Origin of the sequence: Streptomyces sp. BBFR25 (assembly GCF_044590125.1) — a bacterium.
GTDB lineage: Bacteria > Actinomycetota > Actinomycetes > Streptomycetales > Streptomycetaceae > Streptomyces > Streptomyces canus_D.
The window spans coordinates 927,599-949,047 of record NZ_CP172447.1 but is presented as its reverse complement, the minus strand read 5'-3'; the positions used below and the strand labels follow the sequence as shown (position 1 = coordinate 949,047).

Sequence of the window (21,449 nt, the reverse complement as noted above, 5' to 3'; positions counted from 1 at the left end):
GCGGTTACGGACAGCATCATGAGCTCTGCACGACGACTTCCCCCCTTGCGTTCGCTGGCCGTGACCGGTGCCCTGGGCGCCTCCGTCCTGCTGCTGACGGCCTGCACGAACGCCGATACGAACCGTTCCAGCGTCGCGGAGGCGGCTCAGACCGAGTCCCCCTCCCCGACCGGCACCGATACCGCGTCCCCCACCGGCTCCCCGTCGGCCTCGATGAACGCGGACCAGACCGAGCGCAAGGACCTCGTCTCGGCGACGAAGGTCACCTGGGACAAGGCCGCCGCCACCGCCGTCAAGGAGGTCCCCGAGGGCAAGCTCGTGGACCTCGAACTCAAGCGCACGGAGGCCGACGCCACCGCGTCGCCGACCGGATCGCCGACCGGCTCGGCGAGCCCGAGCATGCCGAACCCCGCGCCCAGCGAGGGCGCCCCGGAGTGGGAGGCCAAGGTCGCCCAGTCCGACGGCACCCTGCACCGCATCGACATCGACGCGGTGAACGGCAAGGTCTTCCGCACCATGGCCGACCCGGACCAGGACCCCGACGACAAGACCCAGGTCACCGAGTGGCTGGACAAGGCCAAGCAGACGCCGGAGCAGGCGGTCAAGGCGGCCACCGCCAAGGCCAAGGGCACCGTCACCCACGTCGAACTCGACGACAACGACAACCAGCAGGTCGTCTGGGGCGTCGACGTGGTCGACAAGGGCAACTGGAACAAGACCACCGTCACCGTCGACGCGGCCAACGGCAAGGTGCTGGGCCAGAAGGTCGACAAGGACTGAGTCACCCCCTTCGACACCGACGGGAGCAGCGGGCCGCGCGGCCCACTGCTCCCGTTCCTCATGCCGTCAGGGGCGTCACCCGGCCGGTGCCGCGGGTGCCACGGGCGCCGCGGCCTCGGCCGGCTCCCCACCACCGCGCGGCAGCGTCAGCACGGCCAGGAAGCCGAGGACCGCCACCGCGGCGAAGAAGTAGAAGCCCCACGGGTGGCCGACCCCCGACGCGACCAGCGCGCCGGTGATCGACGGGCCGACGATCGAGCCGATCCGGCCGATCCCGGACGCCGAGCCGAGCGCGGTGCCGCGCACGGACGCCGGGTAGAAGTGCGTCACGTACGCGTAGACGAGCACCATGGCCGAGAAGACGAACACACCGGTGAAGAAGACCACGACGTTGAGCAGCAGGTCGCTCTCCATCCTGATGCTCAGACACCCCAGCATCAGCACCGAGACCGCGAACCAGACCATGGTGGTGCCCTTGATGCCCCGCCGGTCCGCCACGAACCCGCCGAGGACCAGGCCGACGACGCCGCCGATGTTCAGCACCAGGAGCTGGGTCACGGCCGTGGGCACGGGGTAGCCCGCGTCGTTCATCAGCTTCGGCAGCCAGGTGTTGAGGCCGTAGACCAGCAGCAGTCCCATGAACGAGGCGACCCAGATGCCGATGCCCGCACGCAGGTACGCGGGCTTGAGCAGCTCGGTGAACGGCACGCGGTGTGCCCCGTCCTCCTTGGCCCGCACGAAGGCCTCCGACTCCGGCAGCTTGAACCACTGGATCGCGGCGATCACGAGGCCGACGACGCCGAGCAGGTAGAAGAGGATCTCCCAGTTGTCCGTCACCTGCAGCGCCAGCAGCGAGGTGATCACCGCGCCGGTGTGGTAGCCGGTCATCGTCAGGGTGCTGGCCCGCGCCCGACGGCTGGCGGGCATGTGCTCGGCCATCATCGTGAGCGAGACCGGCATGCAGGCGCCCAGGCCCAGACCGGCGAGGAGGCGCAGCGCGGCGAACATCGCGACGGAGTTCGCCAGCGGCACCACGATCGTGAGGACCGAGAAGAGCACGACCGAGCCGATGAGCAGGCGGCGGCGGCCCAGCCGGTCGGCCAGCGGACCGACGCAGACCGCGCCGATGGCGACGCCCACCAGCGAGAGCGTCGCGATGGTGGTGGCGTCGCCCGCGGTCATGCCGAGGTGGTGGGTCTTGAGCAGGGTGGGGATGATGGCGCCGAGGACGACGAGGTCGTAGCCCTCCAGCAGGACGGTGATCCAGCACAGGACCACCGTCCAGGTGCCGCCGGCGGTGCGGCCGGTCTGCGCGGGCGCGCCGGACGTGGTGGTGGAAGCCATGATGACTCTCCCCCCGGGGACGGGTGTGAGTGAGCGGAGCCGGACCGGCCGGGGCGGCCGGGCGGGACCGGTACGGGTGACCGGAGGGATCAGAACGGGTAGTCGGCGATGTCCGGGCGGACCGTGAGCCACTGGGTCTCGGTGAACGCCTCCACGTTGGCCGCGGCGCCGCCGAAGCGGGAGCCGGTGCCGGAGGCCTTGACCCCGCCGAAGGGGGCGTTGGGCTCGTCGCTCACCGTCTGCTCGTTGATGTGCACCTTGCCGGAGTCGATCCGGTCGGCGAGCTTCATCGCCGTACCCACGTCGCCGAGGATGCCGACCGAGAGCCCGTACTCGCAGTCGTTGACGATCCGCGCGGCCTCCTCCGTCGTGGAGAAGGAGATGACGGGGGCGACCGGGCCGAAGATCTCCTCGCGCCACGCCGGCATGTCCGTCGTCAGGCCGGTCAGCACGGTGGCGCGGTAGCCCGCGCCGTCGATCTCGCCGCCCGCGGCGACCTTGGCACCCGCCGCGACGCTGTCGGTGACGATGCCGTGCACCCGCTCCAGCTGCCGCCGGTCGATGATCGGTCCGAGCGCCACGTCCTCCCGGGCCGGGTCGCCCACCGGCAGGGCCTCGGCCTTCGCGGCGAGCGCGGCGGTGTACTCCTCCACCAGCGACTCGTGCACGATGTGCCGGCCGGTCGTCATGCAGATCTGCCCCTGGTGCAGATACGACCCGAACGCACCCGCCGAGGCCGCCTTCGCCACGTCCGCGCCGGGGAGCACGACCAGCGCGTTGTTGCCGCCCAGCTCCAGGTGCGCCCGCTTCAGCAGCCGTCCGGCCTGCTCGCCGATGGCCCGCCCGACCGGGGTGGATCCGGTGAACGAGATCACCCGGACCTCGGGCGCCTCCACGACGGCCCGGCCGACCGACCCGTCGCCCGGCAGCAGGTGCAGGACACCGGCCGGCAGCCCCGCCTCTTCGAAGATCCGGGCGATGACGACACCGCCGCTCACCGCGGTGCGCGGGTCCGGCTTCAGCAGCACGGCGTTGCCGAGCGCCAGCGCGGGGGCCACGGAACGCAGGCCGAGGATGAGCGGGAAGTTGAAGGGCGCGATCACGCTGACGACTCCGGCGGGGCGGCGGCGGGCGAGCGACCAGCGGGCGTCCTCCGAGGTGAGCACCTCTCCCTGGGGATGCGTGGGCAGCCCGGCGCACTCGAAGCACTCGCCGATGGCCAGCCCCGCCTCGAAGCCCGCCTTGGACCGCACGGAGCCCGCCTCGCGCACCAGCCAGTCCTCGATCTCGGCGGCGTGCTCGGTGAACAGTTCGCCCGCGCGCCGCAGCACGGCGGCCCGCCGCTGCGGCGAGGTCGCCGCCCACCCGCGCTGGGCCTCGGCGGCCCGGGCGGCGGCGCGGTTCACGTCCGCGGCCGTGGCCAGGCCCACCGTGCCGAGCCGGTCGCCGGTGGCTGGCTCGGTGACCGGCTGCTCGGTGGGGGAGTCCTGCCAGCCGTCGCTGTGGAACTTCCCGCCCCAGACGGCGCTGTCCAGGAGTGTCATCGTCTTCCCTCTCGTCGGGATCTTCGGTCGGGTTCGCGTTGGGTTCAAGAAGGTGTGGTGAGTGCCGTGTCCACCTGGATCAGCCGGGGGTGGTCCGGCGTTTCGGCGAGTGCGGCGCGCAGCTGAGCCACCCCGCCGACGTGCTGGGCGCGGACGCCGTAGCCCTCCGCGATGCGGGTGAAGTCCAGGCCCGGGATGTCGAGCCCGGGCGCGTCCGGCACCCCGAGCAGACCGCCGAACCAGCGCAGCGCCCCGTACGTGCCGTTGCGCAGCAGTACGACGGTCAGCGGTACCCGGTGCTGCGCGGCCGTCCACAGGGCGGTGATGCCGTAGTTGGCCGAGCCGTCCCCGATCACGCCGACCACCGGACGGCCGGGCTGGGCCATCGCGACGCCGACCGCGCCGGGCAGCCCGAAACCGAGGCCGCCGGCCGCCGGGAAGTAGTAGGAGCCCTGACGGCGCAGGTCCATCTGGCGCCACCACGCCGCGTTGGTCGACGTCGACTCGACGACGTACGCGGTGTCCTCGGGCATCTCCTCGCGCAGCGCGGCGAAGACCTGCTCGGGGTGGAGCGCCGGCCCCTCGGCGGTGAGCGGTTCCGGCACCGGCCGGTACGGCTCCGCGGGCCCGTCGGCGGCGTCGAGAGCCTCCAGGAGTACGTCGATGACGGCACCCGGGTCGGCGACCAGCGCCTCGCCCATCGGCGCCCGCGCGGCGGCGGAGGCGTCCTCGGTCACCTGGATCAGCCGGGTGCCCTCGGGCAGGTACCGGCCGGGCAGGTGCTCGTGGTAGCGGAAGACCGGCGCGCCCAGCACGAGGACCAGGTCGTGGCCCTCGAACGCCGCCGAGACCGGCGCGATCCCGGCGGGCAGCACACCCCGGAACTGCGGATGCCGGTTCGGGAACGGCAGCCGGAACTGCGAGGGCGCCGCCCACACCGGACCGCCCAGGCGCTCGGCCAGCCGCACCGCGTCGTCGAAGCGGCCGGCCGAGTCGATGTCCCCGCCCAGCACGAGCGCGGGGCGCCGGGCCGCGGCGACCCGCTCCACGAGCCACCGGCGCTGCTCACCGTCCGGCACCGAGGCCCGCAGCACCCGCCGGTCGAGCACGGCCAGGGCGTTGCCGTCGACCTCGGCCGACCAGTCGTCGTACGGCACCGACAGATACGTCGGCCGGCGCTGGAGCCGCGCCTCGAAGACGGCCTGGGCGAGCGCGCGGGGCACGTCCCCGGCGCACGCCGGTTCCGCCGCCCAGCCGACCAGCGGCTTCATCAGGGCGGGGGCGTCGACGCTGGCCAGGTTGGCCTCCGGGCCGATGGCGGGGCGCACCTGCTGCCCGGCCACCACCACGAGCGGCGTACGGGAGGCGACGGCGTTCGTCAGGGCACCCATCGCGTTGCCGGAACCGGAGGCGGCGTGCAGGTTGACCAGCACCGGGCGGCCGGTCGCCTGGGCGTAGCCGTCGGCCATGCCGACGACGGCGCCCTCGTGCAGACCGAGGACGTAGCGGAAGCCGTCGGGCAGTCCGGCGAGGAAGGGCAGCTCGTTGGAGCCCGGATTGCCGAAGACGGTGGTGAGGCCCTGGCGCTCCAGGAAATCGTGGGAGACACGGCGCACGGATGGCACGGGCGTTCCTTTCGAAGTGACGCGGCACACGCTAGGCACCCCGCGACATGGGCACCAATAGATGTTTCGCCACTCCGATATAGAGTCCGTCGATATGGGCACCTTCGATCTCAACCTGGCCCGCGTCTTCGTGCTGCTCTACGAGACCGGCAGCGTCACGGCCACCGCCGAGACGCTGCACGTCACGCAGCCCACCGTCAGCTACAGCCTGGGCAAGCTGCGCCGGCACTTCGACGACGAGCTGTTCCGCCGCAACGGACGCGGGCTGACCCCCACCGCCGGCGCACGACGGCTGTACCTGCCGCTCCAGCGCGCGCTGGCGGAGATCGACGGGACGGTCCGCCAGGGCGACGTCTTCGACGCCGGGACCATGTCGGGCCGCTTCACCATCGCCCTGTCCGACCTCGGCGAGGCCACGCTGCTGCCGCGACTCGTGGCCGCCGCGCGCGAGCGGGCGCCGGGGGTCTCCTTCACCGTCCGCCCCTTCGACGTGGAGGACGCCGAGGGGCAGCTGCGCCGCGGCGACCTCGACGCGTTCGTGGCCACCCCGGTGATCACCTCGCACCTCACCGTGCGCATCCCGCTCTTCCGCGAGCGCTACGTCCTGATGGTCGCGGCCGACCATCCGCGCGTGCGGGGCGACGCGGTCACACCGGCCGACCTCGCGGCCGAGCACCACGCGACGGTCTTCGGGCCGAGCGGCCACGTCACGCCGAGGGCCCTGCTGGGCGCCCACGGGCTCCTGGAACGGGTGGCCGTGGACGCCACCCGCTTCTCGATGCTGCCCTACCTGCTGGAACAGACCGACCTGGTGGCCATCGTCCCGGAGTACGTCGGCGAGGTCTTCACCGCCTCCCACCGGGTGCGCCTGGTGCGGCTGCCGTTCGAGACCGAGCCCATCGAGATCGCCCTGTACGCACGGCACGAGTCCTCCCGCAGCCCGGCCCAGCGCTGGCTCGTGCGGTTCCTGGCCGAGGTGCTGGGCGAGCAGGTGAGCGCGGCCCAACTGCCGCCGTCGAGCCGTCGTTAGGATCACCGCCATGACGGCACCGGAACCCACCATCCTCGCCACCTCGGGCGGCCACCGCGCGGGCGGCCGGACCATGGTCGCCTTCGACGCCCTGGTCCACCACGCGGTGGACCTCTCGGGCGCGCACGGCCGGCGCCCCCGCGTCCTGTACGTGGGCACCGCCATAGGGGACGCCGAGCACTTCACCGCCCGCATGACGGAGGCCGCCCGCGTCGCTGGGTTCGACCTGACACCGCTGCACCTGTTCCCGATGCCCAACGTCGAGGACGTCGAGGAGACCGTGCTCGCCCAGGACGTCGTCTGGGTGATGGGCGGATCGGTGGCCAACCTGCTGGCCGTGTGGCGCGTGCACGGCCTGGACCGGGTCCTGCGCAAGGCCTGGGAGGCTGGCGTCGTGCTCAGCGGCGTGAGCGCGGGCTCCCTGTGCTGGTTCCGGGGCGGCGCGACCGACTCCTTCGGTCCCGAACTGCGCCCGATCACCGACGCGTTGGGCTTCCTGCCCTACGGCAACGGCGTCCACTACGACGTCGACCCGGGCCGCCGCCCCCTGATCCACCGGCTCGTCGCCGACGGCACCCTCCCGACGGCCCACTGCACGGACGACGGCGTCGGCCTCGTCTACCGCGGCACCGAACTGGTGGAGGCGGTCACCGAAGTCCCGGGCAAGGGCGCCTACGTGGTGGTACGCGACGGTGACACCGCGGTCGAGGAGCGGCTGGAGCCGCGCGACCTGCCCGGTCCGCGGCGGTGAACCGGCCGCGGCGGTGATCGGGACAACACCCCTGCGGCAAAGCTTCGTTGAGTGCCGGGACCGGCCGGTGGCGCACCGGAGCGGGACGGACGCGTTTGCCGACGCGGTGAGGGGCAAGGCGGTGTCCATGAGCGATCCGAACAAGGACACGAGCAAGAAGCCCACCAGCACGCGGACCGTCGAGTCCAAGGCTCGCGACGCCGCCGAGAAGACGACCGCGCCCGCCGCACGGGCGGGACAGGCCGCCGCGGGCAAGGCGAGTGACGCCGCGTCGGCGGCCAAGGCCGGTGCCCAGCGTTCCGCCGACGCGGCGAACGGCGCCGTGCAGACGGCGGCCAAGGGCGTCGCGGCCGGCCGCCAGGCCGTCGTCGCCACCTCGGAGCAGGTCGCGGCCACGGCCAAGACCGCCTGGACGGTGGTCGCCCAGCGCAAGCTCGTCGCCGCCGGGGTCGGCGCCGGCCTCACCGCCGTGACCGCCGCGTCGTACGCGATGGGCCGCCGCGCCGGACGCCACACGCACGGTCCCCTCACCCGCCTCACCGGCGGCCGGATCTGACACCGGCCGCGACGTACGGCACCACTGCCCGGACAGGGGAAGATGGGACTCGCGAGCGAAGTCCCGACCTATGCGGAGGAGTGGGCGCATGCAGCACGACCGAGCCGGCCAGCCGGCCGGCCCCGAGGACCTGATCGACGTCGCCCGGCTGGTGACGGCGTACTACGCCCTGCACCCGGACCCGGCGGAGCCGGGGCAGCGCGTGGCCTTCGGGACGTCCGGACACCGGGGTTCGTCCCTGGCGTCGGCGTTCAACGAGGACCACATCGCCGCCACCAGCCAGGCCATCTGCGAGTACCGCTCGGCACAGGGCACCGACGGCCCGCTCTTCCTGGGCGCCGACACCCACGCCCTGTCCGAGCCCGCGCGGGTCACCGCACTGGAGGTGTTCGCCGCCAACGACGTGACCGTCCGCATCGACAGCGCGGACGGCTACACCCCCACCCCGGCGGTCTCCCACGCCATCCTCACCCACAACCGGGGCCGCACCTCGGGCCTCGCCGACGGCGTGGTCGTCACGCCCTCGCACAACCCGCCCGCCGACGGCGGGTTCAAGTACAACCCGCCGAACGGCGGTCCCGCGGGCTCGGACGCCACCTCCTGGATCCAGGACCGGGCCAACGAGATCATCGCGGCCGGGCTGAAGGACGTACGGCGCATCCCCTACGCGCGGGCGCTCGCCGCCCCCGGCACCGGCCGCCACGACTTCCTCGACGCCTACGTCCGCGACCTGCCGAACGTCCTGGACCTCGACGCGATCCGCTCGGCCGGCGTGCGCATCGGCGCGGACCCGCTGGGCGGCGCCTCCGTCGCCTACTGGGGCAGGATCGCCGAGCAGCACCGCCTCGACCTGACGGTGGTCAACCCGCTCGCCGACCCGACCTGGCGGTTCATGACGCTGGACTGGGACGGCAAGATCCGGATGGACTGCTCGTCCCCGCACGCGATGGCCTCCCTGATCGAGCGGCGCGACCGCTTCACCATCGCCACGGGCAACGACGCCGACGCGGACCGCCACGGCATCGTCACCCCCGACGGCGGCCTGATGAACCCCAACCACTACCTCGCCACCGCCATCGCCTACCTCTACGCCCACCGCGTCGACTGGCCGGCCGACGCGGGCGTGGGCAAGACACTGGTGTCCTCCGGCATGATCGACCGGGTCGCCGCCGACCTCGGCCGCCGCCTGGTCGAAGTGCCCGTGGGCTTCAAGTGGTTCGTGGACGGGCTGGTCGACGGCTCCCTCGGCTTCGGCGGCGAGGAGTCCGCCGGGGCGTCGTTCCTGCGCCGGGACGGCTCCGTGTGGACCACCGACAAGGACGGCATCATCCTGGCCCTGCTCGCCTCCGAGATCACCGCCGTCACCGGCAAGACCCCCTCCGAGCACTACGCCGCGCTCACCGCCCGGTTCGGCGAACCGGCCTACGCCCGCATCGACGCCCCCGCCACCCGCGAGGAGAAGGCCCGGCTGGCCAAGCTGTCCCCGGCCCAGGTCACGGCCGACACCCTCGCCGGGGAGGCGGTCACCGGCGTGCTCACCGAGGCACCCGGCAACGGCGCCCCGATCGGCGGCATCAAGGTGACCACGGAGAACGCCTGGTTCGCGGCCCGCCCCTCCGGCACCGAGGACGTCTACAAGATCTACGGCGAGTCGTTCCTCGGCGCGGACCACCTCCGGCAGGTCCAGGACGAGGCCAAGGACGTCGTCCTGGGCGCCCTGGGCGGCTGACACCGCACCGCCGACGCCGTACGTCGGTCGTTCCCGGGCCGGTCAGCCGCGACCGGCCCGGGGGAGCGCCACGGTCAGGTCGCGGATCTCGTAGCCGTCGATGGCCTCCTGGAAGGCGACGCGCGGCTCAGCGGTCATCCGGACCCCGTCGAGGGCGAACAGGCGGCTGAGAAACACGTCCGTCTCCAGCAGCGCGATGTGCGCGCCGGGGCATCGGTGCGGTCCGTCGCCGAAGGAGAGCCCCGCACCGACCGCCTCGGCGCGTTCCGGGCGGACGAGCAGCGGCTCTTCGCCCACGGCCCCCGGGTCCGTGTTGACGTCGTCCAGGTGGACCTCGACGTACTCGCCGGGGCACACCGTCACCGGCCCGTCGGGACAGGGCAGCTCCACCGGCTCGGTGGCCCGCCTGCGCAACCGCCCGATGACGGGCTCCAGCCGCAGCAGCTCCTGGAGGACGGCGAGGCGCCCGGTCTCGTCCGCCGACCGGTAGTGGCCGAGCAGTTCGTCGTCCGAGAACAGGTGCCAGGCGGCCAGGCACACGAACTCGCGCGTGGTGACCATGCCGGCCGCGGCGAACGTCAGGCACTCGCCGAGGATCTCGACGTCCGAGCAGCCCTCCGCGATCAGGTGGGAGATCAGGTCGTCGTGCGCACGGCGCCGGTGCGCGCGGACGGCGGGGCGCACGTCGGCCAGGTGGACGCGCAGCCAGTTGGTGTTCTGCCGCACCAGCCAGTACAGGCCCCGGACACTGGTCAGTCCGGGCTCGCCGAACTCCTCGGGGAAGAACCGCTCCAGCCTGCGGCGGATGCCGGGCCTGCCGTACCGCAGCCCGACGACCTCGCTCACCACGCCGATGGCCAGACCGAAGGCCAGATCGGAGAGCGGGGCCTCGCCCGCCGAGCGCAGGACGGCCAGCTGCTCCTCGGCGATCCGGACCATCGGCCCGCGGTAGTGCTCGTTCACCCGGCGAGGAGTGAAGTACCGGGCGGTCTGCCTGCGGTGCTCCCGGTGCTCGGGGCCGTCCCGGTAGAGCACGGGCCGGCGGACGCGCGGCGGGAGCTTCTCCACCGTCTCGACGCCGAGACCCGCCTGCACGGTGCCCGGAGCGCGCAGCAGCGCCCGCGCGACGGCGAAATCGTGCACCTGCCAGGTCCCGTCCGCCGCCCGGTCCACCGGGCACGTCGGCCCGGCCCGCCCCCGGTCGGCCTTCCGCGCGGAGACTCGCCCGTCCTGCACCACGTGCCCACCCCCAAGTCCGGCCGTGCGGCCCCGGCGACCGCTGCGGCTCGACGACAGGATCGGCCATCCGTCCGACGCCGACCACCCCCCGAATCCGCCGAGTCGGACGGCCCCGGACCCGCCCGGCCGTCGCCGCCCGGAAATCGGGTGCGCCGTCCGGGCCGCCGTGCGAGGCTCCGCCGATGGACCGTCAGCAGATCTCCCGACTCGCCCATACCGACCACCCCGTCGCGGCACCGCTCGACGACGACTCGGTGCGCCGGCTCCTCGCCCGCGCGGTCCCCGGTGACGGCGCACGCGTCCTCGACCTGGGCTGCGGCGGCGGCGAGTGGCTCCTGCGCGCCCTCACCGGACACCCTGGCCTCACGGCCGAGGGCGTCGACACCTCCGAGAGCGCGCTCGGCCACGCCCGCGAGGCCGCGGCCCGGCTCGGGGTGGCGGACCGGCTGACCCTGCACCGTGCGGACGCCGCGCGGTTCCCCGCCGCGCACCGCTTCGACCTGGTCCTGTGCGTCGGCTCCACGCACGCCTTCGGGGGCCTGGCCGCCACCCTCGCCGCCGCACGCGAGCACCTTGCGCCCGGCGGACGCGTCCTGGTCGGCGACGGATTCTGGGAACGCGACCCGTCTCCGGAGGCCGTCGAGCTGCTCGGCGACCTCACCGACCTGCCGACCACCCTGGAGCGGGTCGTCGCGGACGGCTGGACGCCCGTGGGAGGGCACATCAGCACCCGCGCGGAACTCGACGACTACGAGTGGTCCTGGACGGGCGCGCTGGCCGCCTGGGCCCTGGACCACCCCACCGACCCGGACCGCGCTCAGGCACTCGAGACGGCCACCGCCCACCGCGACGGCTGGCTGCGCGGCTACCGGGACTCCCTGGGCTTCCTCTGCCTGGTCCTGCGCCCGACGGACGCCTAGCGCCGGCGCGCCGCACGGGTCGCGGTGGGACGGGTGATGTTTGCCGGATTCGGGGGTAGACGGGCTGGCGTAACGGTCAAGGCTCAGGAAGAGGGCGGATCGGATGGACGGGGCTGCCCACACGGGGGACCGGCTGAGTGACGCACCGGTCAAGGTTTCGGCGGAGTACCAGGGCATGCCCGGCGACATCGCCAGAGGCCGGGAACTGGCGCGCGAGTTCCTGGCACGCGTACACGCGGCCCAGGGCGCCGCGGTGTCCGACCGCGCGGTGGAAGTGGTGCAACTGGTCGTCAGCGAGCTGCTGACGAACGCCTGCAAGTACGCGCCCGGCCCCTCGCTGGTCGACCTCGAACTGACCGGGGACCGGGTGCAGGTCACGGTGTGGGACAGCGCCCCGGTGCTGCCCGTGCCCGCGACCGCGGACCCCGGCCGGATCGGCCGGCACGGGCTGGAGATCGTCATGGCCGTCTGCGAGAGCTTCGAGGTGCACCGGGAACCGGTCGGCAAGCGCATGCGGGCCGCGGTGGGCCTCGCCGACGACCTGACCACCACAACGACCCCCCTCAGCCACCCGGCCTGACACACCCGGCACCGCCCCTCCACCCCGCCCGGCATCACGCCCTCAACCTGCGCGGTACGGCCCTCTCGGCCGATCAGCCCACCCCACCGCCGCACGCGGCGACGCGCCTACGGTCTGGGCGGCTGCGTGCCTCTGGCCCGCGCGGCATCACGCTGTCGGCCAGTGTGGCGCGACGCCGTTGGCCGGTCGGCCTGCCCCGCCGCCGGGCGGGGGCGACGCGCCTCTGCCTGTGCGGTATGGCTTCCTCGGCCGGTCGGCCTCCGCCGCCGCACGGGACGACGCGCCTACGGCCTGCGTGGCGACGGCCTTCGGCCTGTGCCGTGGCGTGTCGCTGGTCTGCGCGGCGGCAGGCCCCCGTCGTGAGCGCGTACGGCGCTCGCGCCGCCGCCATCTCACCCCTCCGCCCTGCGGACCCCCGGTCGCCCCCGGGCAACCGGGGCTGTACGCGGCGGCGCCCGGTTACCGCTCCCCGGCGCGGAGTCGGTACACGACGGAGCGGCGCAGGGGGCTGCCCTCGGGGATCTCCGGGTCGTCGAAGTCGTCGGCCGGGTCGTAGGTCATGCCGAGGCGGTCCATCACCGCCCGCGAGCGCAGGTTGCCGGCCGCGGTCACCGCGAGCACCTCCGGCAGCGCGAGGCCCTCGAAGGCGTGGACCACCGCGGCCCGCCCGGCCTCGGTGGCATAGCCGTGGCCCCAGGCCGGGCGGGCCAGCCGCCAGCCCGCCTCCACCCCGGTGAACGGCATGCCGTCCTCCACGGGATCGAGCCCGGCGAACCCGATGAACTCACCGGTGGCGGCGATCTCCACCGCCCACCAGCCCCAGCCCCGCCGGTCGAGGTCGGCCTGGAAGCGGGCCACGGACGCCTCGCTCTGGGCCCGGGTCAGCACCCCCGGGAAGTACTCGCGGACCACCGGATCGGCGTTCATGGCCGCCCACGGGTCCAGGTCGGACGTCCGCCAGTCGCGGAGCACGAGACGATCGGTTCGAAGTTCGGGCATCACGCGAAGGTACGGCGTCCGGCCCGGCGGAGCGACCGGATTACGCGCCCGGACCTCCCCCCTTCGGCCGCGCGGAGCGGTTCATCCCCGCCCGCCGGGGGAACCTGGCGGGATGGACGGCATCGGAAGGCTGTGAGGGTCGTGACGTCACGCTGGGCGGGCCACCGGGAGGGCGAGGAACCAGAACACGACACGTCGGACGGGGCGGACGGCGCGCCGGAGCCCGACTTCTCCCGCGCCGTCCTGCGCACCCTCGGCGCCGGCGTCCTCACCCTCGGCCCCACCGCCCGGATCACCTCGGTGAACCCTTGGGCCGAGCACCTGCTGGGCCGGTCGGAGCAGGAGATGCTCGGGCACGACGCGCACGACCTCCTGCACCGGCATGCCGACGGCAGCCCCGTGCCCCGCGAGCGCTGCGCGCTGCGCCGCCCCCTGCACGGGGTGCCCTCCGAGGAGGGGAGCGACGAGTACTTCCAGCGGGCCGACGGCACCACGGTCCCCATCATCTGGGCCACCACCCCCTTCGTCCGCGGGGGACGGCAGGAAGGGCTGGTGCTCGTCTTCCACGACTTCAGCCTGCACCGCAGCGCCGCCGAGGAGACCGAGGCGCGGACCACCGCACTGGAAGACCTCACCGCGCAGCTGCACCTGGTCGCCGAGATCTCCACCGTGCTGGTCCCCACCGAGCGCACCTCCACCACCCTGCGCCGCCTCGTGCGGCTGCTGGTGCCGGAACTGGGCCAGTGGGCGGCGGTCGACGTCTGCTCGGGCCCGTCGGACGTACTGGAACGGGTGGCCGTCCGCAGCAGCGACCGGCCGGACCGGGCCGGACCCCTGCGCGGCCCCATCACCGCGCTGCCGGACCAGGCCCGCGCCGCGCTGACCCTGCTTCTCAAGGGTGACCGGCCCGTCCCGCTCAGCGCCGACCAGCTGTTCCAGGACCCCGAGCACCCGCTCGCCGCCACCCACCGGATGCTGTTCGAGCGGCTCGGCGGCCACGCGGCCGTCGTCGTCCCCCTCCGCACCCGGCAGCGGTCCTACGGCATCCTGACGGTGGCCCGTGCCGGGGCGCGCCCCGCCCACACCGAGGCCGAGGTCGCCCTGCTGGCCGACATCGGCCGCCGCGTCGGAATGGTCCTGGACAGCGCCCGGCTGTACCACGAGCAGCAGAACGTCGCCGAGACCATGCAGCGCCAGCTCCTGACCCCGCTCCCGCAGGTCGACCACCTGCGGATGGCCGCCCGCTACTGGCCCGCCGAGAGCGCCATGGAGGTCGGGGGCGACTGGTACGACGCCTTCCTCCTCGGCGACGGCGTGATGGCCCTGGTCATCGGGGACGTGGTCGGACACGACCTGAAGGCCGCCGCCCACATGGCCGAGGTCCGCAACATGCTGCGCGCCCTCGCCTGGGACCACCAGGAGCCGCCCAGCGTGATCATGCGCCGCCTGGACGAAGCCGTGACGAACACCAGCGACGCGCCCATGGCCACCCTCGTCTTCGCCCGCGTCGAAGGCGCCGAGGGCGGCCCCTGGTGCCTGCACTGGGTGAACGCCGGCCACCCCCCGCCCCTGCTGATCACGCGGGACGGCGCGACGCGCTTCCTGGAGGGCGGCCACGGCCCGCTCATCGGCATGGGCGCCACCCTGCGCCTCGGCCTGAACTGGCCCGACACCCGCGAGGACCTCCCGCCGGAGAGCCTCCTCCTGCTCTACACCGACGGCCTGGTGGAGAGCCGGGAGCGCCCCATCGACGTGGGCATGGAGCAGCTCCGCCACCACGCCGGCGTACTCGCCGGGCGGGTGGACAGGTGGAACGTCGACGCCTTCTGCGACGAACTGCTCGCGCGCATCGCGCCCCGCGGGGACGACGTCGCCCTGCTCGCCCTGCGCGTGCCCGCCGCCGGCATGGGCGCCCCCGGCGACACCGAGCCGCCCCCGCCGCCCCAGTCCGGGCAGAGCGAGGCCGCCCCCGACCGGGCCGCGCCCGGCTCCCGGCGCCAGGAGGCCGACGTGCAGGACCCGACCCACCCGGAGTCGGCGGAGTAGCGGATCGGGGTCGCGCGGGGGTGACCGGCCGTCGCGGGGTGACGCCCCGTCCGGACCGGCCCAACTCCACAGCCGTGCGGACCAGTTCACAGCCGACGCGGAAGCGGTCCCGGCACCCGAACGGGCGGGGTGTTCACCCGGCTGAGCGCCTTGAGTGGTGCGAGACGGGCGGTGGGCTGACGGTGATTCACGTCGGGGCCGGGTCCCCTCAGCTGACGAAGCACCAGCTGCCCGGTCGTGACGGAAGGAACCTCAGATGCGTTCTGCTCGCATGGTCCTGACCACGGCGGCGGCCTCGGCCGTCTTCGTCCTCGGCGCTCCCGGTGCCTACGCGGCGGCCGGTGGCGACTGGGACCACGACGACTCTTCCTACAGCAAGGAGCACGACAACGGAAGCAAGCACGACGAGCCGCGCGGTGGCATGCACACCGGCGGCGGCGCGCTCGCCGCGGTGAGCGAGGGCGACTGGGACCACGAGGACGCCTCCTCCGGCAAGGAGCACGACAACGGAAGCAAGCACGACGAGCCGCGCGGTGGCATGCACACCGGCGGCGGCGCGCTCGCCGCGGTGAGCGAGGGCGACTGGGACCACGAGGACGCCTCCTCCGGCAAGGAGCACGACAACGGAAGCAAGCACGAGGACGGAAGCAAGCACGAGGACGGAAGCAAGCACGACGAGCCGCGTGGCGGCATGCACACCGGCGGCGGTGCGCTGGCCGCGGTGAACGAGGGCGACTGGGACGGCGGCGGCCGCGAGTCCGGCGGCCGCGAGTCCGAGTCCAAGGAAGGCGGCTCGCAGACCTACCGCCAGGACGAGGGCGAGGGCTCCCGGGGCGGCGGCGAGCACGAGAAGCCGCGCGGTGGCATGCACACCGGCGGTGGTGGCCTGGCCACGCCGACCACGACCGCCGGCGGGCTGGCCGTCCTGGCCGTCGCCGCGACCGGTCTGTACGCCGTCCGCCGCAAGAAGTCGGTCAACGGGGTGGCGTAAGCCGTGCCGGGCGCGATAGCAGCCGGGCCGCCACCCAGGAACCACGGGGCGGCCCGGCTCGCTCCCCGCCCATCGTGTCCGCCCCCGCCGCCGTGCCCCAGTGAGGTCGTCCCCGATGTCAGTCCCCCCTTCCGCCCCCGCCCCCGCCGACGACGAGACGACGACCGGTCAGGGCTCCCGCTCCGGCCTGATGGTGCTGTGCGCCGTGGCCCTGCTGATCCTCGCGGTGAGCCTGGTCGGCGGCAACGACACGTCCGCCGACCCCGCCCGACCCCCGCTGCCCGCCCACCCCGGCACGACCGCCTCGTCCGCCCCGCCCGCGACCGGCGCGGCGGGATCCGCCCTGCCCCGGTCGAAGCCGGTGCGCCTGCTGATCCCCGAGATCTCGGTCGACGCCCCCTTCACCGACCTCGCCATCGGCGACAAGGGGCAGTTGCAGCCGCCGCCGGCCGGTGACACCAACCTCGTCGGCTGGTACGCCAAGGGCGTCTCCCCGGGCGAGAAGGGCACCTCGATCATCGCCGGGCACGTGGACACGAAGACGTCGCCCGCCGTCTTCGCCCGCCTCGACCAGCTCGACAAGGGCGACAAGTTCCAGGTACGGCGCGCGGACGGGCGCGAGGCGACCTTCGTGGTCGACGGCCTGGAGACCTTCGCCAAGGACGAGTTCCCCAGCGACCGCGTCTACGGCGACGCCGCCCGGCCCGAGGTACGGCTCATCACCTGCGCGGGCGACTACGACCACAAGGTCAAGGACTACACGGACAACCTGGTCGTCTTCGCCCACCTCGCCTGAGCCCGCGCTCACCGGCCGTACGCGGCACCGGTCGCCCGCGGCACAGGTCACCCGCGCAGTGCACACCGGTCGCGTGCCGTCGGGGCCGGGCACAGGATCGAGGCAAGCCGGCGTCGCATCACCGCGGCCGACGTACAGTTCCGCCCCCGCGAAGGAGATGTGCGCCAGATGACCACCACGTCCACCCCCGCTTCCGAACCGATCGCTTCCGAACCGCTGACGCGACAGCTGGCGCACCAGGTCTCCCAGTCCGTGTTCGACGGCTCCCGCCTGCGGGTCATCCTGCTGGTGGAGGTCTACGACGGAGCCCAGCAGCAGTTCCTCGAGACGTACGAGAACCTGCGCAGCCACGTCGAGTCCGTCCCCGGGCACATCGGTGAGCAGCTGTGCCAGTCCATCGAGAACCCCTCCCAGTGGCTGATCACCAGCGAGTGGGAGAGCGCACCGCCGTTCCTGAACTGGGTGAGCAGCGAAGAGCACGTGCGGATGGTCAAGCCGCTGCACAGCTGTGTGCGGGACACCCGGTCGCTCCGCTTCCACGTGGTCCGCGAGACCGGCCGTCCGACGGCCGGCGCCGACAACGCCCGGGGCGGACTGCAGGCCGAGCCGCGCGTCGGCGACGGCGTCCTCCGGCACGCGCTCACCTTCACGGTGAAGCCGGGCAGCGAGGAGGCGGTCGGCAAGATCCTCGCCGACTACGCCTCGCCCGAACCGCGGGTCGACGACACCACGCGCCTGTGCCGCACCTCCCTCTTCCTGCACGGCAACCGGGTGGTGCGGGCCATCGAGGTGCGGGGCGACCTGCTCGCCGCCCTGCGGCACGTGGCCGAACAGCCCGAGGTGCGGGCCGTCGAGGAGGCCATCAACCCGTACCTGGAACAGGACCGGGACCTCGGCGACCCGGAGTCCGCCCGGGTGTTCTACACGCGGGCGGCGCTGCCCGCCGTCCACCACGTCACCGCCGGTGAGCAGCGGGGCGACGCGCAGCGGCACGCGCTGTCGTACCCGGCCCGGCCGGGCTGCGGCATGCGGCTGGCCCAGCTGCTCGCCGAGCACGACGAGGCGGCGGCCAGGGATCCGCGCAGTCCCGTCCTGTGCAGCACCATCTTCCAGCGTGACGACGTCGTGGTGCGGCTGGTCGACGTACGCGGCGACCTCCACGACGGCGATCCCGCGGTGACCCTCGGCCTGCCGGACGCCGACCCGGTGTCCGAGCTGACGACCCTGCTGGACGGCTTCACGGACGCCGGTTCCCCGACGGGCGGCGGACTCGTCCGCGCGCTGGAGGGCGCCCGGATGGAGCTGGTCACCGACCGGCGCGCGCCGGACGCCTGAACGGCCCGCGTGTGCGTCCGCGATTGACTCACTCGGGCACGGTGCAGTCGAAGGCGTGCAGGTACGGGTTGACCGGACGGATGTCGTCGATGACGAGCCCCGCCTCGGTCAGGCGGCCGACCATGCTGTCGGTGGTGTGCTTGGCACCGCCGACGTTGAGGAGCAGCAGCAGGTCCATGGCGGTGCTGAAGCGCATCGACGGGGTGTCGTCGACGAGGTTCTCGATGACGACGACCCGGGCACCCGGGCCGCCCGCCGCCATGACGTTGCGCAGGGCGCGGGCGGTGCTGTCGTCGTCCCACTCCAGGATGTTCTTGATGACGTACACGTCGGCCCGCACCGGGATGGCCTCGCGGCAGTCGCCCGGCACGATACTGACCCGGTCCGCGAGCGCACCGCCCTCGCGCAGCCGGGGGTCGGCGTTCTCCACCACCCGCGGCAGGTCGAGCAGGGTGCCCCGCATCGCCGGGTACTTCTCCAGCAGGCTCGCCACCACGTGCCCCTGGCCGCCGCCGATGTCGGCGACCGAGCTGCTCGCCGACAGGTCGAGGAGCGCGGCGACGTCCTGGGCGGACTGCCGGCTGGACGTCGTCATGGCGCGGTTGAAGACCTCGGCCGACTGGGGCGCGTCCTCGTTGAGGTAGGTGAAGAACTCCTTGCCGTACAGGCCCTCGACGACGTTGGAGCCGGTGCGCACCGCCTCGTCGAGGAGCGGCCAGGCGTCCCAGGTCCACGGTTCGGTGCACCACAGGGTGATGTTGCGCAGGCTGTGCGGGTCGTCCTCGCGCAGCAGCCGGGACATGTCGGTGTGCGCGAACGTCCCGTTCTTGTGCTCGGTGAAGACGCCGTAGCAGGTCAGCGCGCGCAGCAGTCGGCGCAGCGGCTTGGGTTCGGTCTTCACCGCGGCCGCGAGGTCCTCCACGGCCGTGGGGGTCTCGCCGAGCGCGTCGGCGACGCCGAGCCGTGCGGCCGCGCGGAGGGCGGCGGCACATGCCGCCCCGAACACGAGCTCCCGCAGCCGCATGGGCGGGGGTGGGGCGGTCTGTGCGGTCGTCATGTGCCGCTTTCCTTCCTTCTTCGGTCCATGGGCCGTCTTCGGTCCACGGGTGGTTACGACCGGCTCAGCACAGGCCCGCGGGCTTGGAGGCGCCGCAGGTGTTGCCGGTGAAGGTGTTGCTCTTGCCGGTGTCGCCGGTCCCGGCGTTGACCAGGTCGGCGGGGGAGTTCCGGCTCAGCCGGTTGCCGTTGACCTCGTTCTTCGCGTTGGCGGTGCCCACCACGCTCGCGGCCAGGACGATGCCGCCCGACATCGACGACTTGCCCGCGTTGCCCTCGACCGTGTTGTCGGCGACCAGGACCTTCTCGACGCCGGTCAGGACGATGCCGGAACCCTGGAGCGCCTCCAGCCGGTCGGTCTTCGGGCACGACTTGTTGTTGCGTACGACGTGGTTGTCGCGCACGACCAGGTCACCGGCCTTGGGCGCGTTCTCGTCGCCGACGACGAAGACGCCCGCGCAGTTGCCGGTGATGTGGTTGCCCGCGACGGCGAGGTTGCGCAGGCGCCGGACGGTGACGCCGATCCGGTTGCCCTCCAGCCGGTTGTGCGCGACCTCCGTGCCCTCGGTGTCGGCGGCGCCCTCCTCGGTCTTGACGGTGTTGGCGAGGAAGATGCCCGCGTCGCCGTTGTCGCGGGCGGTGTTGCCGCGGATGATGCCGTGGACCGACCGCTCCTGGGCGATGCCCCAGACGCCGTTCTTCACCGCGTTGACGTTCCGGACCGTCAGCCCGTCGGTGGCCATCGAGAACACACCGGTACGGGTGAACCCGGTCACCGTCAGGTCGGAGACGGTGACGCCCTTGACGTTCTCGTCCTTCGTGCCGATCACACAGATGCCGTTGCCGCCCTCGGCACACGTGTTGTCGGCCGCCTTCTGGGTGCTGGGCCTGATGACCGTGGAACGGCCCATGCCCCGCAGGGTGAGACCGGGGGTGCTCACCTTCACGCTCTCGTGGTAGGTGCCGGTGGTGACGAGAACGGTGTCGCCCGACTCGGCGGCGTCCACCGCCTTCTGGATCGATTCCCCGGGGTGGACCAGGTGGGTCCGGGGGACGGAGGACGCCGGGGCCGCGCCGATCCCCGTCCCGATCATGGCTGCGGTGCACACCAGGTACACGACATGGCATTTCTTCATATTCCGAAAGATATGCCGGAAATATTCCGTGGCGACGGGGATAAGCCATCCGACGGCGTGTCATGAACCGGCGCTGAAGCGGTGGTTCGTGGGCACAAGGCCTACATGATCTTCATGTCGGCCACCCGGGGAGGAACGACCACCGTGACCGTGCCTGAACACCGTGTGAGCGAGCGGCGCACAGGGCGTCGCTTCGACCTGCGGGCGACCACCGTGACGTTCGGCCTCGCCGCCATCGCCCTGGTCCTGGTGGGATGGGTCGTGCGCATGGCGTTCGACGTGGCGCAGCGGCGGCCGGTCTGGGTGTTCGTCCTGGTCGTCGGGGTGGTCACGGCCGTTCTCCTGAGCCGGAGCGCACGGAGTCGGCGGACCGCCGCGCGGGCGGCCCTGTGTACCACGGACGCCCTGACGGCGGCCACGGCGACGACGCTGGACGCGCTGGACGTGGAGCGCGAGGCACCGCCGACGCGGTCCGCGCCCGGCGAGGAGACCAGCGTGGCCGTCGTCGCCGCCGACCTGGGGGAGCTGGACCCCTACGAGTTCGAGGAGGCGATAGCGGACCTGTGCAGGCGCGACGGCTGCACCGACGTCGAGGTGGTGGGTGGGGCGGGCGATCTCGGCGCCGACGTGCTGGCGGTGGCTCCCGACGGCCGGCGGGTCGTCATCCAGTGCAAGCGCTACGGCGACGACAACAAGGTCGGCTCCCAGGACCTCCAGCGCTTCGGCGGCACCTGCTTCACCGTGCACGGGGCCGACGTGGCGGTCCTCGTCACCAGCAGCGACTTCACCGCACCGGCCGCCGACTACGCCGAGTGGTGCGGCATAGTCTGCGTGAACGAGGAGCGGCTGCGCGACTGGTGCGAGGGCGGGGGACCGGCGCCCTGGGAGCAGCCTCCGCCCGAGGAAAACGGGACGGGGCCGTCCGAGCGGGCCCTGTGGTGAGCCGGGGGGCACACCGACCCGCGGTCGGCGGGTGCAGAGGGGCTTCACCG

Annotated in this window: 19 protein-coding genes; 12 read left to right on the top strand and 7 right to left on the bottom strand. The window is 73.3% G+C overall.

The genetic code is table 11. From position 1 onward, the window contains the following. The first annotated feature begins 18 nt into the window (after positions 1 to 18). Positions 19 to 780 carry a PepSY domain-containing protein gene (locus tag ACGH52_RS04080; protein ID WP_121703141.1) on the top strand — a complete coding sequence of 254 codons (762 nt, stop codon included), beginning with the start codon at positions 19 to 21 and terminating at the stop codon, positions 778 to 780. 75 nt (positions 781 to 855) lie between these two features. Here ACGH52_RS04080 and ACGH52_RS04075 read toward each other — a convergent pair whose 3' ends face one another. The 3 genes from ACGH52_RS04075 to mdlC form a co-directional block, all read right to left on the bottom strand. Continuing rightward, positions 856 to 2,124, bottom strand: coding sequence for an MFS transporter (locus tag ACGH52_RS04075; RefSeq protein WP_399937631.1), 1,269 nt, complete (start codon positions 2,122 to 2,124; stop codon positions 856 to 858). Positions 2,125 to 2,213: 89 nt separating this feature from the next. After that, positions 2,214 to 3,668 (bottom strand): benzaldehyde dehydrogenase, encoded by a 1,455-nt coding sequence (locus tag ACGH52_RS04070; RefSeq protein WP_076977673.1) that lies wholly within the window; start codon positions 3,666 to 3,668, stop codon positions 2,214 to 2,216. Between the two features lie 44 nt (positions 3,669 to 3,712). Further along, positions 3,713 to 5,293 (bottom strand): benzoylformate decarboxylase, encoded by a 1,581-nt coding sequence (gene mdlC, locus ACGH52_RS04065; RefSeq protein WP_121703138.1) that lies wholly within the window; start codon positions 5,291 to 5,293, stop codon positions 3,713 to 3,715. Positions 5,294 to 5,387: 94 nt separating this feature from the next. Between mdlC and ACGH52_RS04060 the strand changes: the two genes are divergently transcribed. The 4 genes from ACGH52_RS04060 to pgm all read left to right on the top strand — a co-directional run bounded on the left by ACGH52_RS04060 (position 5,388) and on the right by pgm (position 9,359). Beyond that, the gene (locus tag ACGH52_RS04060) at positions 5,388 to 6,323 is read left to right on the top strand and encodes a LysR family transcriptional regulator (protein ID WP_059298890.1); all 936 of its coding nucleotides are present in this window, start codon (positions 5,388 to 5,390) and stop codon (positions 6,321 to 6,323) included. A gap of 10 nt (positions 6,324 to 6,333) precedes the next feature. Beyond that, a complete protein-coding gene (locus ACGH52_RS04055; protein ID WP_076977675.1) occupies positions 6,334 to 7,074 on the top strand; it encodes a peptidase E in 741 nt (246 codons plus the stop codon). 127 nt (positions 7,075 to 7,201) lie between these two features. Beyond that, positions 7,202 to 7,630 carry a hypothetical protein gene (locus ACGH52_RS04050; RefSeq protein ID WP_210976875.1) on the top strand — a complete coding sequence of 143 codons (429 nt, stop codon included), beginning with the start codon at positions 7,202 to 7,204 and terminating at the stop codon, positions 7,628 to 7,630. Between the two features lie 88 nt (positions 7,631 to 7,718). Further along, a complete protein-coding gene (pgm, locus tag ACGH52_RS04045) occupies positions 7,719 to 9,359 on the top strand; it encodes a phosphoglucomutase (alpha-D-glucose-1,6-bisphosphate-dependent) (RefSeq protein WP_210976874.1) in 1,641 nt (546 codons plus the stop codon). 42 nt (positions 9,360 to 9,401) lie between these two features. Here the strand turns inward: pgm and ACGH52_RS04040 are convergent, their stop codons facing one another. Continuing rightward, the gene (locus tag ACGH52_RS04040; RefSeq protein WP_210976873.1) at positions 9,402 to 10,598 is read right to left on the bottom strand and encodes a cytochrome P450; all 1,197 of its coding nucleotides are present in this window, start codon (positions 10,596 to 10,598) and stop codon (positions 9,402 to 9,404) included. Positions 10,599 to 10,780: 182 nt separating this feature from the next. Between ACGH52_RS04040 and ACGH52_RS04035 the strand changes: the two genes are divergently transcribed. Together ACGH52_RS04035 and ACGH52_RS04030 are read left to right on the top strand one after the other, a co-directional pair. Continuing rightward, positions 10,781 to 11,518, top strand: a complete 738-nt coding sequence (locus ACGH52_RS04035; RefSeq protein ID WP_210976872.1) for a cyclopropane-fatty-acyl-phospholipid synthase family protein — start codon at positions 10,781 to 10,783, stop codon at positions 11,516 to 11,518. A gap of 103 nt (positions 11,519 to 11,621) precedes the next feature. Further along, complete coding sequence (locus tag ACGH52_RS04030) at positions 11,622 to 12,098, top strand: ATP-binding protein (RefSeq protein WP_059298886.1); 477 nt, start codon at positions 11,622 to 11,624, stop codon at positions 12,096 to 12,098. A 459-nt stretch (positions 12,099 to 12,557) separates the two neighbouring features. Here ACGH52_RS04030 and ACGH52_RS04025 read toward each other — a convergent pair whose 3' ends face one another. Beyond that, entirely contained in the window at positions 12,558 to 13,097 is a 540-nt protein-coding gene (locus ACGH52_RS04025; RefSeq protein ID WP_399937622.1) for a GNAT family N-acetyltransferase, read from the bottom strand. Between the two features lie 141 nt (positions 13,098 to 13,238). Between ACGH52_RS04025 and ACGH52_RS04020 the strand changes: the two genes are divergently transcribed. The 4 genes from ACGH52_RS04020 to ACGH52_RS04005 all read left to right on the top strand — a co-directional run bounded on the left by ACGH52_RS04020 (position 13,239) and on the right by ACGH52_RS04005 (position 18,265). Beyond that, positions 13,239 to 15,143 (top strand): SpoIIE family protein phosphatase, encoded by a 1,905-nt coding sequence (locus tag ACGH52_RS04020; protein WP_210976870.1) that lies wholly within the window; start codon positions 13,239 to 13,241, stop codon positions 15,141 to 15,143. Between the two features lie 256 nt (positions 15,144 to 15,399). Continuing rightward, a complete protein-coding gene (locus ACGH52_RS04015; RefSeq protein ID WP_399937618.1) occupies positions 15,400 to 16,134 on the top strand; it encodes a hypothetical protein in 735 nt (244 codons plus the stop codon). A 115-nt stretch (positions 16,135 to 16,249) separates the two neighbouring features. Continuing rightward, complete coding sequence (locus tag ACGH52_RS04010; RefSeq protein ID WP_399937615.1) at positions 16,250 to 16,930, top strand: class F sortase; 681 nt, start codon at positions 16,250 to 16,252, stop codon at positions 16,928 to 16,930. Between the two features lie 168 nt (positions 16,931 to 17,098). Beyond that, complete coding sequence (locus tag ACGH52_RS04005; protein WP_121701024.1) at positions 17,099 to 18,265, top strand: SchA/CurD-like domain-containing protein; 1,167 nt, start codon at positions 17,099 to 17,101, stop codon at positions 18,263 to 18,265. Between the two features lie 28 nt (positions 18,266 to 18,293). On the opposite strand, the gene ACGH52_RS04000 is transcribed toward ACGH52_RS04005, so the two are convergent. Then, the gene (locus tag ACGH52_RS04000) at positions 18,294 to 19,322 is read right to left on the bottom strand and encodes a methyltransferase (RefSeq protein WP_059298881.1); all 1,029 of its coding nucleotides are present in this window, start codon (positions 19,320 to 19,322) and stop codon (positions 18,294 to 18,296) included. A 64-nt stretch (positions 19,323 to 19,386) separates the two neighbouring features. Then, positions 19,387 to 20,457, bottom strand: a complete 1,071-nt coding sequence (locus tag ACGH52_RS03995; protein WP_121701025.1) for a nitrous oxide reductase family maturation protein NosD — start codon at positions 20,455 to 20,457, stop codon at positions 19,387 to 19,389. A 144-nt stretch (positions 20,458 to 20,601) separates the two neighbouring features. Between ACGH52_RS03995 and ACGH52_RS03990 the strand changes: the two genes are divergently transcribed. Further along, positions 20,602 to 21,399, top strand: a complete 798-nt coding sequence (locus ACGH52_RS03990) for a restriction endonuclease (protein ID WP_076977836.1) — start codon at positions 20,602 to 20,604, stop codon at positions 21,397 to 21,399. Positions 21,400 to 21,449: the final 50 nt, after the last annotated feature.

Bases quoted from the DNA above. Each gene is read 5' to 3' on its own strand.
- ACGH52_RS04080 (WP_121703141.1), top strand. From the start codon at position 19: ATGAGCTCTGCACGACGACTTCCCCCCTTGCGTTCGCTGGCCGTGACC.
- ACGH52_RS03995 (WP_121701025.1), bottom strand. From the start codon at position 20,457: ATGAAGAAATGCCATGTCGTGTACCTGGTGTGCACCGCAGCCATGATC.
- ACGH52_RS04005 (WP_121701024.1), top strand. From the start codon at position 17,099: ATGACCACCACGTCCACCCCCGCTTCCGAACCGATCGCTTCCGAACCG.
- ACGH52_RS04000 (WP_059298881.1), bottom strand. From the start codon at position 19,322: ATGACGACCGCACAGACCGCCCCACCCCCGCCCATGCGGCTGCGGGAG.
- ACGH52_RS04025 (WP_399937622.1), bottom strand. From the start codon at position 13,097: ATGCCCGAACTTCGAACCGATCGTCTCGTGCTCCGCGACTGGCGGACG.
- ACGH52_RS04015 (WP_399937618.1), top strand. From the start codon at position 15,400: ATGCGTTCTGCTCGCATGGTCCTGACCACGGCGGCGGCCTCGGCCGTC.
- ACGH52_RS04035 (WP_210976872.1), top strand. From the start codon at position 10,781: ATGGACCGTCAGCAGATCTCCCGACTCGCCCATACCGACCACCCCGTC.
- ACGH52_RS04060 (WP_059298890.1), top strand. From the start codon at position 5,388: ATGGGCACCTTCGATCTCAACCTGGCCCGCGTCTTCGTGCTGCTCTAC.
- ACGH52_RS04070 (WP_076977673.1), bottom strand. From the start codon at position 3,668: ATGACACTCCTGGACAGCGCCGTCTGGGGCGGGAAGTTCCACAGCGAC.
- pgm (WP_210976874.1), top strand. From the start codon at position 7,719: ATGCAGCACGACCGAGCCGGCCAGCCGGCCGGCCCCGAGGACCTGATC.
- ACGH52_RS04010 (WP_399937615.1), top strand. From the start codon at position 16,250: ATGTCAGTCCCCCCTTCCGCCCCCGCCCCCGCCGACGACGAGACGACG.
- ACGH52_RS04055 (WP_076977675.1), top strand. From the start codon at position 6,334: ATGACGGCACCGGAACCCACCATCCTCGCCACCTCGGGCGGCCACCGC.
- ACGH52_RS04050 (WP_210976875.1), top strand. From the start codon at position 7,202: ATGAGCGATCCGAACAAGGACACGAGCAAGAAGCCCACCAGCACGCGG.
- ACGH52_RS04030 (WP_059298886.1), top strand. From the start codon at position 11,622: ATGGACGGGGCTGCCCACACGGGGGACCGGCTGAGTGACGCACCGGTC.
- ACGH52_RS04075 (WP_399937631.1), bottom strand. From the start codon at position 2,124: ATGGCTTCCACCACCACGTCCGGCGCGCCCGCGCAGACCGGCCGCACC.